Origin of the sequence: Agarivorans sp. TSD2052 (assembly GCF_023238625.1) — a bacterium.
Classification (GTDB): Bacteria; Pseudomonadota; Gammaproteobacteria; order Enterobacterales; family Celerinatantimonadaceae; genus Agarivorans.
Window position 1 is genome coordinate 1,818,056 of record NZ_CP096670.1, and the last position, 15,662, is coordinate 1,833,717.

At 42.8% G+C, this 15,662-nt stretch carries 11 protein-coding genes and 1 tRNA gene; 4 read left to right on the forward strand and 8 right to left on the reverse strand.

What is annotated here, in order from left to right:
• Positions 1 to 129: 129 nt before the first annotated feature.
• Together M0C34_RS08250 and M0C34_RS08255 are read right to left on the reverse strand one after the other, a co-directional pair.
• The gene (locus tag M0C34_RS08250; protein ID WP_248715157.1) at positions 130 to 537 is read right to left on the reverse strand and encodes a SufE family protein; all 408 of its coding nucleotides are present in this window, start codon (positions 535 to 537) and stop codon (positions 130 to 132) included.
• Positions 530 to 1,744, reverse strand: a complete 1,215-nt coding sequence (locus M0C34_RS08255) for an aminotransferase class V-fold PLP-dependent enzyme (RefSeq protein WP_248715158.1) — start codon at positions 1,742 to 1,744, stop codon at positions 530 to 532. The genes M0C34_RS08250 and M0C34_RS08255 overlap by 8 nt, the downstream gene beginning before the upstream one ends.
• Positions 1,745 to 1,849: 105 nt before the next feature.
• Here M0C34_RS08255 and M0C34_RS08260 point away from each other — a divergent pair, with 105 nt between their 5' ends.
• Complete coding sequence (locus M0C34_RS08260; RefSeq protein ID WP_248715159.1) at positions 1,850 to 3,010, forward strand: GGDEF domain-containing protein; 1,161 nt, start codon at positions 1,850 to 1,852, stop codon at positions 3,008 to 3,010.
• 55 nt (positions 3,011 to 3,065) lie between these two features.
• Positions 3,066 to 4,481: a sodium:proton antiporter NhaD gene (gene nhaD / locus M0C34_RS08265; protein ID WP_248715160.1), complete on the forward strand. Its 1,416-nt coding sequence runs from the start codon at positions 3,066 to 3,068 to the stop codon at positions 4,479 to 4,481.
• A 57-nt stretch (positions 4,482 to 4,538) separates the two neighbouring features.
• Here nhaD and M0C34_RS08270 read toward each other — a convergent pair whose 3' ends face one another.
• From M0C34_RS08270 to M0C34_RS08280, 3 genes are read right to left on the reverse strand one after another with little or no spacing between them, the layout of a single operon-like run.
• Positions 4,539 to 6,038: a SpoVR family protein gene (locus tag M0C34_RS08270; protein ID WP_248715161.1), complete on the reverse strand. Its 1,500-nt coding sequence runs from the start codon at positions 6,036 to 6,038 to the stop codon at positions 4,539 to 4,541.
• Between the two features lie 7 nt (positions 6,039 to 6,045).
• Positions 6,046 to 7,317 (reverse strand): YeaH/YhbH family protein, encoded by a 1,272-nt coding sequence (locus M0C34_RS08275; protein ID WP_248715162.1) that lies wholly within the window; start codon positions 7,315 to 7,317, stop codon positions 6,046 to 6,048.
• An 18-nt stretch (positions 7,318 to 7,335) separates the two neighbouring features.
• A complete protein-coding gene (locus tag M0C34_RS08280) occupies positions 7,336 to 9,258 on the reverse strand; it encodes a PrkA family serine protein kinase (RefSeq protein WP_248715163.1) in 1,923 nt (640 codons plus the stop codon).
• Positions 9,259 to 10,017: 759 nt separating this feature from the next.
• On the opposite strand from M0C34_RS08280, the gene M0C34_RS08285 reads away from it, so the two are divergent.
• Positions 10,018 to 11,703: a sodium:solute symporter family protein gene (locus M0C34_RS08285; RefSeq protein WP_248715164.1), complete on the forward strand. Its 1,686-nt coding sequence runs from the start codon at positions 10,018 to 10,020 to the stop codon at positions 11,701 to 11,703.
• 215 nt (positions 11,704 to 11,918) lie between these two features.
• Positions 11,919 to 13,331 carry an esterase/lipase family protein gene (locus tag M0C34_RS08290; RefSeq protein ID WP_248715165.1) on the forward strand — a complete coding sequence of 471 codons (1,413 nt, stop codon included), beginning with the start codon at positions 11,919 to 11,921 and terminating at the stop codon, positions 13,329 to 13,331.
• 96 nt (positions 13,332 to 13,427) lie between these two features.
• Here M0C34_RS08290 and M0C34_RS08295 read toward each other — a convergent pair.
• The 3 genes from M0C34_RS08295 to M0C34_RS08305 form a co-directional block, all read right to left on the reverse strand.
• Positions 13,428 to 13,504, reverse strand: a tRNA-Pro gene (locus tag M0C34_RS08295).
• Positions 13,505 to 13,590: 86 nt separating this feature from the next.
• Positions 13,591 to 15,402: a DUF3413 domain-containing protein gene (locus tag M0C34_RS08300; RefSeq protein ID WP_248715166.1), complete on the reverse strand. Its 1,812-nt coding sequence runs from the start codon at positions 15,400 to 15,402 to the stop codon at positions 13,591 to 13,593.
• A 29-nt stretch (positions 15,403 to 15,431) separates the two neighbouring features.
• Positions 15,432 to 15,650, reverse strand: coding sequence for a YejL family protein (locus tag M0C34_RS08305; RefSeq protein WP_248715167.1), 219 nt, complete (start codon positions 15,648 to 15,650; stop codon positions 15,432 to 15,434).
• Positions 15,651 to 15,662 lie beyond the last annotated feature (12 nt).

Below are 15,662 nucleotides of genomic sequence, written 5' to 3' on the forward strand. Positions count from 1 at the left end.
TGAATCCTCAATTCCAAGAAGTGAATACCGAGCTGTCATGGAAGAGAGAGGTGCCAATAAACCAAAAGTCGTTATCAAAACCAAGAAGCGTCGCGTCTACACTCTCCCTACTGAAGAATAACTAAGCGTTTAGTCTTCGTAAGACTTTATGCTGTCCCATATTGCAGTAATGCCGTTGTTTCTTGATTGGCTGAGGTGATGCGCTAAACCAAGCTTATCGAGGGTTTGTCTGAATAATTCCTCAGCCGGTTCTATTTGCTGCGGCAGAGCTTGCAGGCAGGCTAAAATCACCACGATTAAACCTCTAATAATTCTGGCATTACTATCGAGAAATAGTTGGTCTTTTGAAACGAGCAGCCACACCTCACTTTCACAGCCGATAACTTTATTATCAGGAGTTTTAAACTGCTCATCGATGGCTTGGAGTTGCTTGGCGAGCAGTAATAATTGACGATAGCTTTCTTCCCAAGCTTTACAGTTGCTAAAGCGTTGTTCGATTTGTGCTAGTGATAAAGCAATTTGCGGCGTGTTATTCATCAAATAGCTCCACTAAACTGTCAATGGAACTGAGCATTAAATCAATATCTTCAACAGAATTATATATGCCTAGAGATAATCGAATGCTCCCTTGTGGAGCCAACTTTGCGTTTAGTGGCATGGCACAATGGTGACCACAGCGCAGCGCAATATTATATTGGTCGAATAGAGTGGCTGCATCTTGAGGGTGGATATTTGTTAGATTAAATGCAATCGAGCCTACTCGCATCATTGGCTTGCCAACGAGTTCAACACTCGGGTGCTGGCTAAGTTGTTGAAGCGTGTAATTTAGTAGGCTGCGTTCATGCTGTAAACGCTCCTTGATCGGAAATTGCGCCAAAAAATCAACGGCAGCAGCTAAGCCGATTGCGCCAACAATATTGGGGGTTCCTGCCTCTAGTCTGTAAGGTAGGCTATTCCAGCTGCTTTCTTGCATACTCACATGATTAATCATTTCGCCACCAAAAATACTAGGCGCTAAACTCTCTAGCGCTTCAGTAGTGCCGTAGAGTGCTCCTATTCCTGTGGGGGCATAGAGTTTGTGGCCGGAGAAAAAATAGTAGTCGCAGCCTAATCGCTTAACATCGACATCTAAATGCGCTACTGCTTGAGCGCCGTCAACCACCACTTTAGCCCCGTATTGATGGGCTAAGCGGCAAATTTCGGGTACCGGTAACATGGCGCCAATACTGTTAGAGACATGCGCGATTGCAATAATTTTGCATCGTTCATTTATATTCTCACGCAAGAAATCTAAGTTAATATCGCCGTTTTCAAGCACGGGTATCGGTTTAATAATCGCTTTGCATCTCAAGGCTAACTGTTGCCATGGCACCAAGTTAGAGTGGTGCTCTAACTCACTCACCCATATCTCATCGCCGGCCTGTATTGTATTGCTTAAACCACTGGCGATGATGTTGCTAGCCTGAGTCGACCCGCTAGTCAAAATAACATTGCTAGCTTTTGCGCCAATAAATTCTGCAATCGTTTTTCTAGCTAATTCAAAAGCATTTGTCGACTGCCTAGCAAAGCGGTGACTTGCTCTATGTACATTAGCGTGGCCTTGGCTGTAGTATTGTTGAATACTCGATAACACCGCCTCTGGCACTTGTGTTGATGCTGCACTATCTAGATAAACGACATCTTGATTATTTCCGTTTAAGGACGGGAAAAATTGGCGGTAAGTATTATGCTTAACTGAAGTCACGAGTATTCTTATATAGCAAATAAATGGATATTGTAGCGGTAGGGACTAATCAGCACTAGCCCTATCTGTGTTCTCTTCGATTTAACAACTGGAGTTAAGGGTGGGATGCAACAGCAAGATGAATTAAATAGTTGGAAAATTATTTATAAGGGCTTTTCCCCTGGGAGCCAAGAACAGCATTTCTGTGCAAGACTATGGCAGCAACAAAGTGCTCGTTTATTATGGGTGCAAACCATTTATTGTTGTTTTGGTCTGATTTTCTTTGTTCAATTGGGTGTCGCAGAGATCTGGTGGCAAGCGCTAAATTGGCAAGCTATCGCGTGTCTGGGGCTTTGGTTATTTACTCAAGCAATGATGACTTGGTTTGGCCTGCAAATAGAATCGGCTAAGGCCGGGAGGCTTTTTTTAAACAGCATCTTAACTCAGCATTTTGTTATGGTTGCTCTACTGATGGTGTTACTGCCTCAATGGTATGATGTGGTCATGTCTTCATGGTTTGTTTACAGTTTGCCTGTATTACTTTGTGTTATCTATCTCCCCATTTTTAGCGTCATTTTTTGGTTATTAATAAGCGCTACAACGGCTTGTTATTTGGCCTATGGTTCTTCAGACCATCAGCAATTTATGGCTGTACTCTCCAGCAACCTAAGCTATGTCGCTTTATTGTTAGTTGCTCAGTCATTATTGCATTTGGTTTGGCGCCATGCTTACGCACAACACTTAGTTGCTGACCAGCAGGACCAATCCACGCTGCACAACACTCCTTCTGGCGAGCAAGCCATGTATGTGGATAGCTTGACGGGTTTTGCTAATTATGCTCGTTTTAAGCAATTTTCTGAAACAGAAATTGAACGTAGCTCTCGTTATCAAAATGCCTATTCCATTGTTTTGATTAACGTCAATCATTTTTCTAATTATCATGATAAATTGGGCGACGATGACGCGGATAAGTTACTGACTAGTCTCGCTAATTTTTTGCAATCTCAGATACGAAAAATCGATCTCTTAGCACGAACTCAGGCTGACCAATTTGTGATCGGTTTACCTGAATCTGGCCTTTACCAAGCGCTGGATACCGCTGAGCGAATCAAAGAGACCTTAGATAACGAGTTTTGGCTTACATTTCCAGAAGACTTAGATTTAGGTTCAAGGCTTGGTGTTGCTTGTGTTGATAATACTGTGACCGACATAGAGCAACTATTAGCCAAAGCAGAGAATGCAATGAATAATCATCGCAGTGCTATTGCCTTAAGTTACGGCCGTTAGCGCTGCACAATACAAGTTTAACAACCATTGCATTCGCCTAAAGGAGTGGGATTTGATGCGTATATTGTTGTCTTTTCTATTAGTCTTTTTTTCTTCTGCTTGTTTTGCCTCTGAAGGTGGGAGCCTCGTTGATACATGGGTTGGAACGAGTGCTTTAGTTATTTTTGCTTTCGCCTATTTGTTGGTGATGAGTGAAGAAGTTATCCATTTACGCAAATCTAAACCGGTATTGGTCGGGGCGGGCCTAATCTGGTTCCTAATCGCCATTTATTATCGCGGCTCGGGCCAAGAAGAGTTAGTGACGGACGCGTTTCGTCATAACTTACTTGAGTTCTCAGAGTTAATGTTGTTTTTATTGGTAGCGATGACTTATATCAACGCCATGGAAGAGCGACGACTGTTTGACGCTTTGCGTGCTTGGTTAGTGAGTAAGAATCTTAGTTACCGGCGACTATTCTGGTTAACTGGCTGCCTTGCTTTCGTTATTTCCCCGGTGGCTGATAATTTGACAACGGCGTTACTGATGTGTGCAGTGGTCACTAAAGTGGCCCATGGAAATAGCCGTTTCATTAACTTGGCTTGTATTAATATTGTGGTTGGTGCTAACGCTGGTGGCGCATTTAGTCCGTTTGGCGATATCACCACCTTAATGGTTTGGCAGAAAGGCTTGGTCCACTTCGGGCAGTTTTTTGATCTATTGTTACCTTCGTTTGTTAATTTTATTGTGCCTGCCTTCATTATGTCATTTTTTGTGTCGAATGATTTGGTTACCGCAGAAAATGAAACCGTAGAACTGAAACGGGGCGCTAGGCGAATTGTGGGTCTGTTTCTCATTACCATTGCCACTGCAGTGCTAGGTCACAGTTTATATCATATGCCGCCCGTATTAGGCATGATGATGGGCTTAGGTTACCTGCAATTTTTTGGTTTCTTCTTGCGTAAAACCTTGGCGACTAGCCTCCACAAAAAAGCGATTGATGCCATCGAGCATCGAAATGATGCGCGCTTAAAAGCTTTGGGCAGTGTTGTCCCTTTTGATATCTTCAACCGGGTCGCTCGCGCCGAATGGGACACCTTACTGTTTTTCTACGGCGTGGTGATGTGTGTTGGCGGTTTAGGCTTTATTGGATATTTAGAGCTTGCTTCCAATTTGATGTATTTGAATTGGGATCCTACTTACGCTAATGTCGCGGTGGGCGTACTCAGTGCGATTGTTGATAACATCCCTGTTATGTTCGCGGTGCTTACCATGGAACCGAGTATGTCTTTGGGGCAGTGGTTATTGGTTACCTTAACCGCAGGTGTCGGGGGAAGCATGTTGTCTATTGGTTCGGCTGCGGGTGTCGCGTTGATGGGACAGGCAAGAGGGCATTATACCTTTATCAGTCACTTACGTTGGGCCCCTGTGATTGCTTTAGGTTATGTGGCTTCAATTTTTTGCCACCTGATGGTGAATGCCTCATTGTTTTAGTTAGCCCTAAATGAAAAAACCACCTAAGGGTGGTTTTTTTTATGCAAATTGTAACTATTAGTCGACGACTGGGCAGCGGCTAATTGTTTGTGCTAGCCCGTTGTCGTCTACTTGTTCAAGAATAACGTCAAACCCCCATAAACGATGTAAATGTTTGATTACTTGGTCTTTGGTTTTACCTAAGGGGATCCCCTGATGAGGAACATAACGAAGGGTTAAAGAACGGTCACCCCGCAGGTCAACATTATAAACTTGAATGTTGGGCTCGATATTACTGAGATTGTATTGTGAGCTGAGTGCTTCTCTTATTTTTTGATAGCCCGAATCGTCATGAATTGCGTTTACTTTTAGGTAGGGTTTGCTTTCATTATCGTCAAGTGTAAATAGCTTTAAATCTCGGATTACTTTAGGGGATAAGTATTGGCTGATAAAGCTTTCATCTTTGAAATTTGCCATGGCAAAGTGCAGAGTTTCCAACCAATCACTCCCCGCAATATCGGGAAACCATTGGCGATCTTCATCAGTGGGCGTTTCGCAAATCCGTCGTATATCGGTCATCATTGCATAGCCTAGTGCATAGGGATTGATGCCATTGAAGTACGGGCTGTTATAGGCAGGTTGCATTACCACACTAGTATGGCTGTGAAGGATTTCAAGTATGAAACGTTCACTCACTTGGCCATGATCAAACAGATGGTTAGTGATGGTGTAATGCCAAAATGTGGCCCAGCCCTCGTTCATCACTTGGGTTTGTTTTTGCGGGTAAAAGTATTGACTGATTTTTCTAACTATACGTACCACTTCGCGTTGCCATGTTTCTAATAACGGCGCATGTTTTTCAATAAAGTAGAGAATGTTTTCCTCTGGAGCGGGTGGAAACCGCTGGCGTTGCTGTACGTCATGACTCTCTTTGGTTGGTATGGTTTTCCAAAGTTCGTTTATCTGGCTCTGTAAATACTCCGCTCGAGCGTCTTGGCGAGACTTTTCTTCTTCCATCGATATTGGGCTAGGGCGCTTATAACGGTCCACACCATAGTTCATCAGTGCATGACAAGAGTCGAGTAAATCCTCTACCGCTTGCACCCCATGGCGTGCTTCACACTTGCTGATGTAGTTTTTAGCAAATACCAAATAATCAATAATTGAGCTTGCGTCTGTCCAGGTTTTAAACAAATAGTTATTTTTAAAGAAGCTATTGTGGCCAAAGCATGCATGGGCGATGACTAGAGCCTGCATTGGCATGGTGTTCTCTTCCATTAAGTAGGCAATGCAAGGGTCTGAATTAATAACAATCTCATAGGCTAAACCCATTTGCCCGCGTTTATAGGTTTGTTCTGTCTGGATAAACTTTTTGCCATAAGACCAATGGTGGTAACCAATAGGCATACCTACGCTTGAGTAGGCGTCCATCATCTGCTCGGCGGTGATGACCTCAATTTGGTTTGGATAAGTATCAAGTTTATAGTGCTCTGCCACCTTAGCGATTTCTTGATGGTAGAGCTCTAGCATCTCAAAGGTCCAATCTGGTCCATCGGGCAACATCTTGGTTTTGCTCATGTGGGCCTCACTGCGTGGTTTTTTTAAAAAGGTCTCTAAAGGTCGGGAGTATTTCATCGGCATTTTTCACATGACGAATAGAGAAGTTGCTAAATATCTCACTCAGCTGTTCGTATTCGTGCCATAAGCTTTGGTGGGCGCGGCTGGTGATTTCAATATAGGTATAATAACGACTAGACGGAAGTAAACTGTTTTCCAGTAAATCGCGACACTTGGGTGAATCATCTGCCCAATTATCACCATCAGAAGCTTGGGCGGCGTAAATGTTCCACTGTTGTTGGGGGTAGCGCTCTTGGATGATTTTTTCCATTAGGTTTAGTGCGCTAGATACGATGGTGCCACCCGTTTCTTGGGAATAGAAAAACTCATGTTCGTTTACTTCTTTGGCTTGGGTGTGGTGGCGAATAAATACCACTTCGATCTTTTCATAACTGCGGGTTAAGAATAAATACAGTAGCAGATAGAAACGTTTGGCGATGTCTTTGGTCGCTTGGTCCATTGATCCTGAAACATCCATAAGGCAAAACATCACCGCTTGGCTACTTGGTATGGGGTGTTTAGCGAAGTTATTGAACTTTAGGTCAAACGTGTCGATGAACGGAATATTGGCTAAGCGTTGTTTTAGTTGTTCGATATCTGCTTTTAATTGCTCAATGTGGGATTGAGGTATCAGTGGATCACTTTGTTTCTCTGCAAGCTCTTGCTCTAAGCGCTTAAGTTGTCTTCTTTTGTCTCCTCCCATGGCGATGCGTCGTGCGAGAGAGTTTTGTAAAGAACGCACTATATTGATATTGGCTGGCACACCTTCATTGGTAAAGCCTGCTCTAGAGGTTTGGTATTCAACAATGCTTTCAACATCAGTTTCTTGAAGGTTTGGCAGCTCTAAATCGTCAAATAAAATATCAAGATATTCATCTTTGGAGATGTTGAACTGAAACTCTTCAGTGCCTTCTCCTTGGTCGCTGGCTTCGCCATCACCCGACCCTCCACCTCCTTCGCCTTGTGGTGGTCGCTCAATTTTATCACCGGTACCAAATTGATCGTTGCCAGGAAGCGTGCGTTGGCGGTGTCCTCCTTCGCCTTGATGAAAAAAGGGTTCAGTGATGTCTTTATGCGGAATGCTAATGCTTTCGCTATTTTCTAAGTCTTGAATACTCCGTTGGTTAACCGCATCGTTAACGGCCCGCTTGATTTGGCTTTTATAGCGGCGTATAAAGCGCTGGCGATTTACCGCGCTTTTATTTTTACCATTCAAACGTCGATCGATAAAATGTGCCATAGGCGCCCTCCATCAAATCTATGAAGATTTACGAACGCGTAAATACCATTCAGATAACAAGCGAACTTGTTTACGGGTGTAGCCTTTCTCCATCATCCTCGCCACAAAGTCATCGTGCTTTTGTTGATCATCGGCCGAGGTTTTAGCATTAAAAGAAATAACCGGTAACAAGTCTTCGGTATTTGAGAACATTTTCTTCTCAATCACGGTGCGCAGTTTCTCATAGCTGGTCCAGCTAGGATTGGTGCCATCATTTCCTGCTCTAGCACGCAATACAAAGTTAACGATTTCATTACGGAAGTCTTTGGGGTTACTGATCCCTGCGGGTTTTTCAATTTTTTCTAGTTCAGCATTGAGCGCGGCGCGGTCAAACAGCTGCCCCGTATCGGGGTCTCGAAACTCTTGGTCTTGAATCCAGAAGTCGGCATACACCACGTAACGATCGAATATATTTTGCCCATATTCAGAGTAAGACTCTAAGTATGCGGTTTGTATTTCTTTACCGATAAAGTCGACGTATTTGGGGATTAAATAACCTTTCAAATGTTCAAGGTAACGATCGGCGACTTCTTGACCAAATTGTTCGCGTTCTATTTGCTGTTCTAATACATAGAAAAGGTGCACAGGGTTTGCTGCTACCTCACTGGTATCGAAGTTAAACACTCTCGATAAGATTTTAAATGCAAAACGCGTGGATAAGCCTTCCATTCCTTCATTTACGCCAGCGAAATCGCGATATTCTTGGTAAGACTTCGCTTTAGGATCGGTATCTTTGAGGGTTTCGCCATCATAAACCCGCATCTTCGAGTAGATACTAGAGTTTTCAGGATCTTTAAGACGTGATAATACGGTGAATTGCGCCAACAGCTCTAAAGTGCTGGGCGCGCATTTAGCGGTGTTAAGTTCACTGTTATCGAGCAGTTTCTGATAAATATTGATTTCTTCACTGACTCGTAAACAATAAGGGACTTTAACGATATAAACCCTGTCTAAGAATGCTTCGTTATTCTTATTATTCTTAAAGCTTTGCCACTCTGACTCGTTAGAGTGAGCCAATATAATACCCTCGAAAGGAATGGCTGATAATCCTTCTGTGCCATTGTAGTTGCCTTCTTGAGTGGCGGTTAATAGAGGATGCAGCACTTTAATGGGTGCTTTAAACATCTCTACAAACTCCATCAAACCCTGGTTGGCTCTACACAGTGCGCCTGAATAGCTATAAGCGTCGGGATCATTTTGCGCATAATGCTCTAATTGTCGAATATCTACCTTACCTACTAGCGATGAAATATCTTGGTTATTTTCATCTCCAGGCTCGGTTTTTGCGACCGCAATTTGATTCAAAATAGAAGGGTAGGATTTTACCACCTTGAATTGTGTAATATCACCGCCATATTCTCTCAATCGCTTGGCGGCCCAAGGCGACATGATGGTTTTAAGGTGTCGTAAGCTAATACCGTATTCACTTTGCAATATGCCACCATCTTCGTCCGGGTCAAATAAACAGAACGGATGATCGTTAACCGGAGAGCCCTTAATTCTATAGATAGGAACTAATTGCATTAAAGCTTTCAGTTTTTCAGCTAACGATGATTTACCCCCCCCTACCGGGCCGAGTAAATAGAGTATTTGCTTGCACTCTTCTAAGCCTTGAGAAGAGTGTTTTAGATAAGAGACTATCTGCTCTATGCTGTCTTCCATGCCATAAAATTCTTTAAATGCGGGGTAGCGAGCAATAACTCTATTGGAAAATAATCGGCTCAGAAGGGGGTCTTTAGAGGTATCTACCATTTCCGGTTCGCCTATGGCATGCAAAAGTCGCTCTGCTGCGCTGGCGTAAATACTGGGGTTTTCTTTACATTGAGTGAGAAACTGATCAAGCGATAGCTCTTCTTCCTGAGCTTGCTCGTAACGCTGTTGATAGTGGTCAAAAATACTCATAGCCTAGGCCTCCTAAAACAAGCTATCCCTAATAAAGACAGAATTTGGAAACAAAAGATTTCATGAAGCGTTAAAATAAGCTTATACCATTGTTAAAATAAATTTATAAAAAATAAGCCTTTTTTTTGTAAATCTTGCTGTTTATTGATTTCGTAAACAGTTGTTTATCTGGCTATAAAAATCAATTCATGACCTAAATCAACATATTTGGGCTGTTAAGCCATCAATTATCTTGTTTACGCAGTAAATATGTAAATAGATCGCAATTTGTGTGATTTGAATGCATGTTAGGCGGCTCACAAAAAGTTAACAAAATGTAAAATTTTGCGTTGACCTTCGCTTTTAACATGCTAATTTAAGTTGGTAGCTTGAACCTTCTAGCTTTGGTCGGCGAGCACTACATCGAGGGGAGTAGTGTTGGAGGTATCATATAAGCACGTTTCCATTAGCTCTTGCATTGCAAGAGCATTTTTTTTGCTAAATCCCTAAGTTTTCAAGGATTACCCATCTACATTCGACTAAAGGATTAGTTGAGTGGCAGTGGTTTTTTAACTTAATTTTCAGTGTGTTATCACGATCTCTCCAAAGTGATGTCTCATTTCATCTAGTGATGCTCTCATCTATACCAAAGTCTAAGTTTATTTCTATCAATAAGCCTCTAATTTGATGTAACAAAATATTAACTTATGTGTTTGGCTTTGCGACTCATGAATAAGTTGCTGTGGCAAAGCGAAGTATAGATGTGACATAGGCGAAAGCATGGATATACAAACATGGACATCAATTTTTATCGCCTCTAGTTTCACTCTTTATATGATTATTGCAGTTTGGGCGAAGGCCAAATCACCTCAAGACTTCTACATTGCTAACGCTCAAATACATCCCGTTACTAATGGCATGGCGACCGCTGCAGATTGGATGTCAGCAGCATCTTTTATTTCATTAGCGGGGATCATTTCATTTGCCGGTTATGACGGAGCGGTGTATTTAATGGGTTGGACAGGGGGCTATGTATTACTTGCCTTGTGTTTGGCTCCTTACTTAAGAGGCTTTGGCCAATATACCGTTGCCGATTTTATTGGAGAGCGTTATTACAGTAAAAGCGCTCGTTTACTGGCCGTTGCCTGCACTATTTTTATTTCCTTTATTTACGTGGCTGGGCAAATGCGTGGCGTAGGCGTGGTATTTGCGCGTTTCTTAGATGTAAATGTTAACTTAGGCATTTTATTAGGAATGGCCATCGTTTTTGTCTACGCAGTATGGGGGGGGATGAAAGGCATTACCTATACGCAAGTTGCCCAGTATTGTGTGCTCATATTTGCTTTTTTGGTTCCCGCCATATTCACTTCATTTGCGTTGACTGGGCAAGTGTTCCCGCAGCTAGGCTTAGGTAGCAGCTTGAGCAATGGTACAGAATTATACCTGCTAGATAAGCTGGATGGCCTATCGCAAGATTTAGGGTTTGAGCTTTTTACCCGTGGTGATAAATCGCTGGTAGATACTTTTTTTATTACCGCTGCGCTTATGATGGGAACCGCAGGCTTACCGCATATTATTGTACGTTTCCTAACTGTTTCAACAGTGCATGATGCTCGAAAATCTGCCGGTTACGCGCTGCTTTTTATAGCCTTACTTTATACAGCTGTGCCGGCCGTTGCCGCATTTGCCAAAATAAATATCATCGAGTCGATTAATGGTTCAGATCATAAAGGTGTATTGGCTGAATATAGCCCGGAGTGGTTTGTAAATTGGCAGCAGTCAGGCTTAGTTGAATGGCAGGATATTAATCATGATGGGCGCTTATTTTATTCTGGGGATGAACGTAACGAAGTGGTGATAAATCCAGATATTGTGGTTTTAGCATCCCCCGAAATGGCCCAGTTGCCTAACTGGGTGGTCGCGCTGGTGGCCGCTGGAGGTTTAGCGGCAGCACTGTCTACTGCAGCGGGGCTGTTATTGGTTATTTCTAGCGCCATTGCTCATGATGTTATTAAGCAGACTTGGCAGAAAAATCTAACCGATAAACAAGAGCTAAAGTTAGCGCGAATTAGCGCTGTGCTAGCTATTATCGTGGCTGGGTACTTAGGTGTTAACCCTCCAGTCTTAGTGGCTGAGGTCGTGGCGATTGCTTTTGGTCTTGCTGCTAGCTCACTATTTCCTGCGATAATTCTAGGGATATTTGTTGCCAAACTAAGCCGTACCGCGGCTATCAGTGGCATGCTGTTAGGTATCAGCGTAACCTTGAGTTACATCGTGTACTTTAAGTTTGTTAATCCAGCCGCCAACCTGAGTGAGAACTGGTTATTCGGTATTTCTCCAGAGGGAATCGGCGCCTTTGGCATGCTACTGAACTTTTTACTGGCGCTTACGGTTCAGCGCTTTTGCACCGATGCCCCTCAATCTATACAAGCGATGGTGATAAATCTTCGTAAACCACAACCTTAAGCCTTGCATGATTGACCACTAATCGTCCAGATATCAATACACTGATATCCAATTGTTTTAAGTAAAGTTCTTGTTAACTTTGCCAGCGGTTAACTCTCCATCTAAGCTCTATCAACATCGATAATAATCAGTTTGCAATTTGTTTGTTGCTAACTGGGGCTAGCATTTGGCCGAGTCTAGCTTATTTCTGCAATTCATCACATGGACGTAATAATATGAAATTGATTTTTGTACACGGATGGAGTGTTACCCACACCAACACCTATGGAGAGTTACCACAATCTCTAGTCTCTAAAGCTGCTTCAACTAATCTCAATCTTGATATTGACCATATTTATTTGGGGAAATATGTCAGTTTCCATGATGAAGTGTCAATGGATGATATAGCCCGAGCGTTAGAACAAGCTTTGCGGGACTTACCCGGCAATGAATCCAGCATTCAGCCCTTTTCGTGTATTACTCATTCAACGGGCGGCCCAGTCGTGCGTTCATGGATCGATAAATACTACGGGGCCAGTGGTTTAACATCACTGCCATTACAGCACTTGGTGATGCTCGCGCCAGCCAATCACGGCTCAAGTTTGGCCGTATTAGGTAAGCAGCGAGTAGGGCGGATTAAGTCTTGGTTTTCTGGAGTAGAGCCAGGCCAGCGAGTCTTAGATTGGTTGTCCTTAGGGAGTGAGGGGCAGTGGGCACTGAACGAAAACAGTATGTCTTACCAAAATGCTGAGAATAACTTTTTTCCTTTTGTGCTAATCGGTCAAGGAATCGATAGCAAGTTTTACGACTTTCTAAATGGCTATCTGGTTGAATCGGGTTCTGATGGGGTGGTGCGTGTTGCTGGTGCCAATATGAACTATCGCTATATAGCTTTGCTGCAATCTGAGGAGCAGATAAATGGCGTTGGCGGTAAAGTTTATCGGTTAACTCCCAGTGAAATAGAGCCGATACGAAAACCCGCTGCTGTGCCTATGGCTGTGTTCAGTGAGTTTAGTCACTCAGGTAACAAGATGGGCATCATGGCGAATAAACCCAGTTCGAATAATCACCATATTATTATCGAGCAGGTGTTGGCTTGTTTAACAGTGAATTCTGGTAGCGAATACCAAAAGAGGGGGCAGCAAATGGCCGAGTTCAGCCGCATTGAACAGGCAAAAGTTCCTGAAGGTAAAAAACAAGTAATCGGTAAGTATTGTATGTTGGTGATTCGAGTGAAAGACCAATTGGGTGAGCATATCAACAACCAAGACTACGATATCCTGTTGTTAGCAGGTAAAGGGTACAAACCGCATCAATTGCCTGAAGGTTTCTTTGTTGATAAGCAAATGAATAGCAATACTCATAGCTTAGTGTATTACATCGATGCTGAGAAAATGTCTAAAATCAAAGACAACTGTTTTGGTATTCAAGTGATGGCGAGGCCAAATAAAGGGTTTTCTTTTTATCAAAATACTCAGTTTCGCTCTGAGGGAATGGCTATCGATCAGGTGTGCGCGGCTAATCAAACCACTTATATCGACATTACGATTCACCGAGATGTTGATAAAAATGTATTCAGGTTCGACGGCGCTAACAAACCAAGAAGCAGCTTTAAGAATGTAAAACCATCGGGTGACATTACCACTTAGCAAACCCTCGGGTGTTTGACTCTCGGACAGTATTACACCGTCTTCGTCAGAGTAAAAAAAAACCTATAGCTGAATAAGCTATAGGTTTTTCTAAATTGGTCGGAGTAGCAGGATTTGAACCTGCGACCCTTTGTCCCCCAGACAAATGCGCTACCAAGCTGCGCTATACCCCGAATAGGAAATGAATTTACTTAGCTATACCACCTGTGTCAATACGTTAGCTGTGTTTTCAAGGCCAAGTGCTCATGGATTGAGCAAATTATTGCTGCGGCTGATAAAAACGGTTTAATTCATTTAAAACTTGCACCAGCATAGGCACTGAAACTTGCGCATTACTGGGTTCTAAGTCACGATCAAACACTTGGTAGCTTCCAGTGTCATTAAACAAGGTTATTTGATTACTCTGAACCACCGCTTGTTGCTCTTGGTTGCCAATTAATAGCCAATCGCGCTTACGTTTTCTAAAGATATTCTGGCCAGTACTGTAATTGGAACTCTTTGAAGAAACAGCGAATAGCCCCTCTAAGATGGTGGGTACTAAATCGTTATGACTAGTATCACCATGGTGTAAACTCGGAGCTTTATTCGGCCAATGAATGAACATCGGCACTTGGGTTTGGTAGCGACTGAAATTACTGTTGTTACCCCAGTAATTACTATTGTTATCGTTTAGCTGAGTGCCGTAATCAGATGTCACTATAAGCACCGTGCGCTCCAATTGACCGGTTTGAGCCAACTGTTGGTATACTTCCGCTAATTGCTTATCTAAGTTCTGAGCGGCTTCAAGGTACAAAGGGCCTAGGCTATCAGTCGTTATTTTTGCTTGATGCTCATTTCCGTTGTCAAAATTAGCGACGCCATTAAGATACAAAAAATTAAACCAAGGCAGTTGCGAATACTGGCTTTGTTGCCACATAAGCCACTCTTGTATGGCTCGCTCATCCCCTTTTGCTCCTCCTAATGAAGACGTCATATCAAGGCTGTTGACTGCCGAGAAGCTAGTGCTTGCCAGCTCGGGGTGGTTTAAGCCGCGGCTGCTAAATAACTCTATTTGATAATTATTGTCTTGCAAGGCAGAGATTAACACCGGGCTTTGATGTGAAGACTTAACGGTTGGCCAGTAAGTCGTTGGGAGCCCATACAGTAAGCTAAATAAACCTTCTTGAGGTTTGTTGCTGCCGCTGAAATGGCTAAAAAATTGACTAGAGCTTTTAGCTTGTCGCCAACTATTCGGCATCGCTTGCTGATTGAGCATATCCCAACGTAGGCCTTCAACCACCACTACCATTAGATTATAGCGTTGCTCAACATTGCCATATTTGATGGGTGAAATGGGGTAACGCAGCTCGCCTTGTTGTTTTAACTCTCTAGCTTTTACTTGTTGGTAATAGGCATCGACATCAAAAATGCCCTGTTGCTGTAAAAAGCTACGCGCGGTGAGAGGGTAGAATAGGGGATAGTTGTTTTTCTGTTGGGTGACCACCCGATAGTTAGTGGCATCAGCCCATGCGTGAATAAAATGGGTAAGTAAAAAACATACAAACAATAGAGCAGCGACAGGCACACCTAGGTGCTTATGTTCTAGTCTCCGTAAGTACTTCCAACACAACCTAGCTAACCATAACTCTAATAAGAAAATGAACGGCACTGCAACAAACAACAGGTTAAGTGTGTTGGCTTGGCTATTTTGATCCTCATCTACTAATAGTTGCAATAAGGCGGGGTTTAAGTGCAAGTTAAAAGTAGCGAATACCTCGGTATCTACGATTAATAGGCTGATGCCGATAGTCGCAATCAGTGCGCCGACAAAACGCATGGTTCGGTTACTCGGAATGACAAAGCTCAGTGGGAACAGAGTCAATAAGAAGATAACAAAACCGATAAAAGAAAACTGTCCGATCCAACTAATCAGTAAATAGCTTTGACCTAAAAAAGTTTCAGGTGGGGCGGCTAACACCAAATAACGCAAGCCAACGATTAAGGCTAGAATAATGTTAGACAAACAAAACCAATGGCCCCAGCTAATGAGTTGAGACACTTTGTCACGGTACTGTTTTGAGTTATTTACCATTGCGAGTTAATGGATCCTTTCCAATTTTATTATTTTTCGTTGATCGAACTTTTAAGCGCCTTGCTAAAACCTTCAGTGAGCTTTTTCCGTTGTTCAGGCGCAACCCGCTGATTAATCAAACATGTGGTCGCATTACCTAACACCATCAGTGCTAAATCTGTGGTGATATTATGGTTGTCGACTACTTTGAGTACATCATTAAGTAATTGTTCCACTTGCTCATTAGAATATTTTGAAATTATTGCCATTACTTCACTAAG

Coding starts and splice junctions, on each gene's coding strand:
- M0C34_RS08250 (WP_248715157.1), bottom strand. CDS start 537: ATGAATAACACGCCGCAAATTGCTTTATCACTAGCACAAATCGAACAA.
- M0C34_RS08270 (WP_248715161.1), bottom strand. CDS start 6,038: ATGAGCAAAACCAAGATGTTGCCCGATGGACCAGATTGGACCTTTGAG.
- M0C34_RS08275 (WP_248715162.1), bottom strand. CDS start 7,317: ATGGCACATTTTATCGATCGACGTTTGAATGGTAAAAATAAAAGCGCG.
- M0C34_RS08285 (WP_248715164.1), top strand. CDS start 10,018: ATGGATATACAAACATGGACATCAATTTTTATCGCCTCTAGTTTCACT.
- M0C34_RS08280 (WP_248715163.1), bottom strand. CDS start 9,258: ATGAGTATTTTTGACCACTATCAACAGCGTTACGAGCAAGCTCAGGAA.
- nhaD (WP_248715160.1), top strand. CDS start 3,066: ATGCGTATATTGTTGTCTTTTCTATTAGTCTTTTTTTCTTCTGCTTGT.
- M0C34_RS08300 (WP_248715166.1), bottom strand. CDS start 15,402: ATGGTAAATAACTCAAAACAGTACCGTGACAAAGTGTCTCAACTCATT.
- M0C34_RS08305 (WP_248715167.1), bottom strand. CDS start 15,650: ATGGCAATAATTTCAAAATATTCTAATGAGCAAGTGGAACAATTACTT.
- M0C34_RS08290 (WP_248715165.1), top strand. CDS start 11,919: ATGAAATTGATTTTTGTACACGGATGGAGTGTTACCCACACCAACACC.
- M0C34_RS08260 (WP_248715159.1), top strand. CDS start 1,850: ATGCAACAGCAAGATGAATTAAATAGTTGGAAAATTATTTATAAGGGC.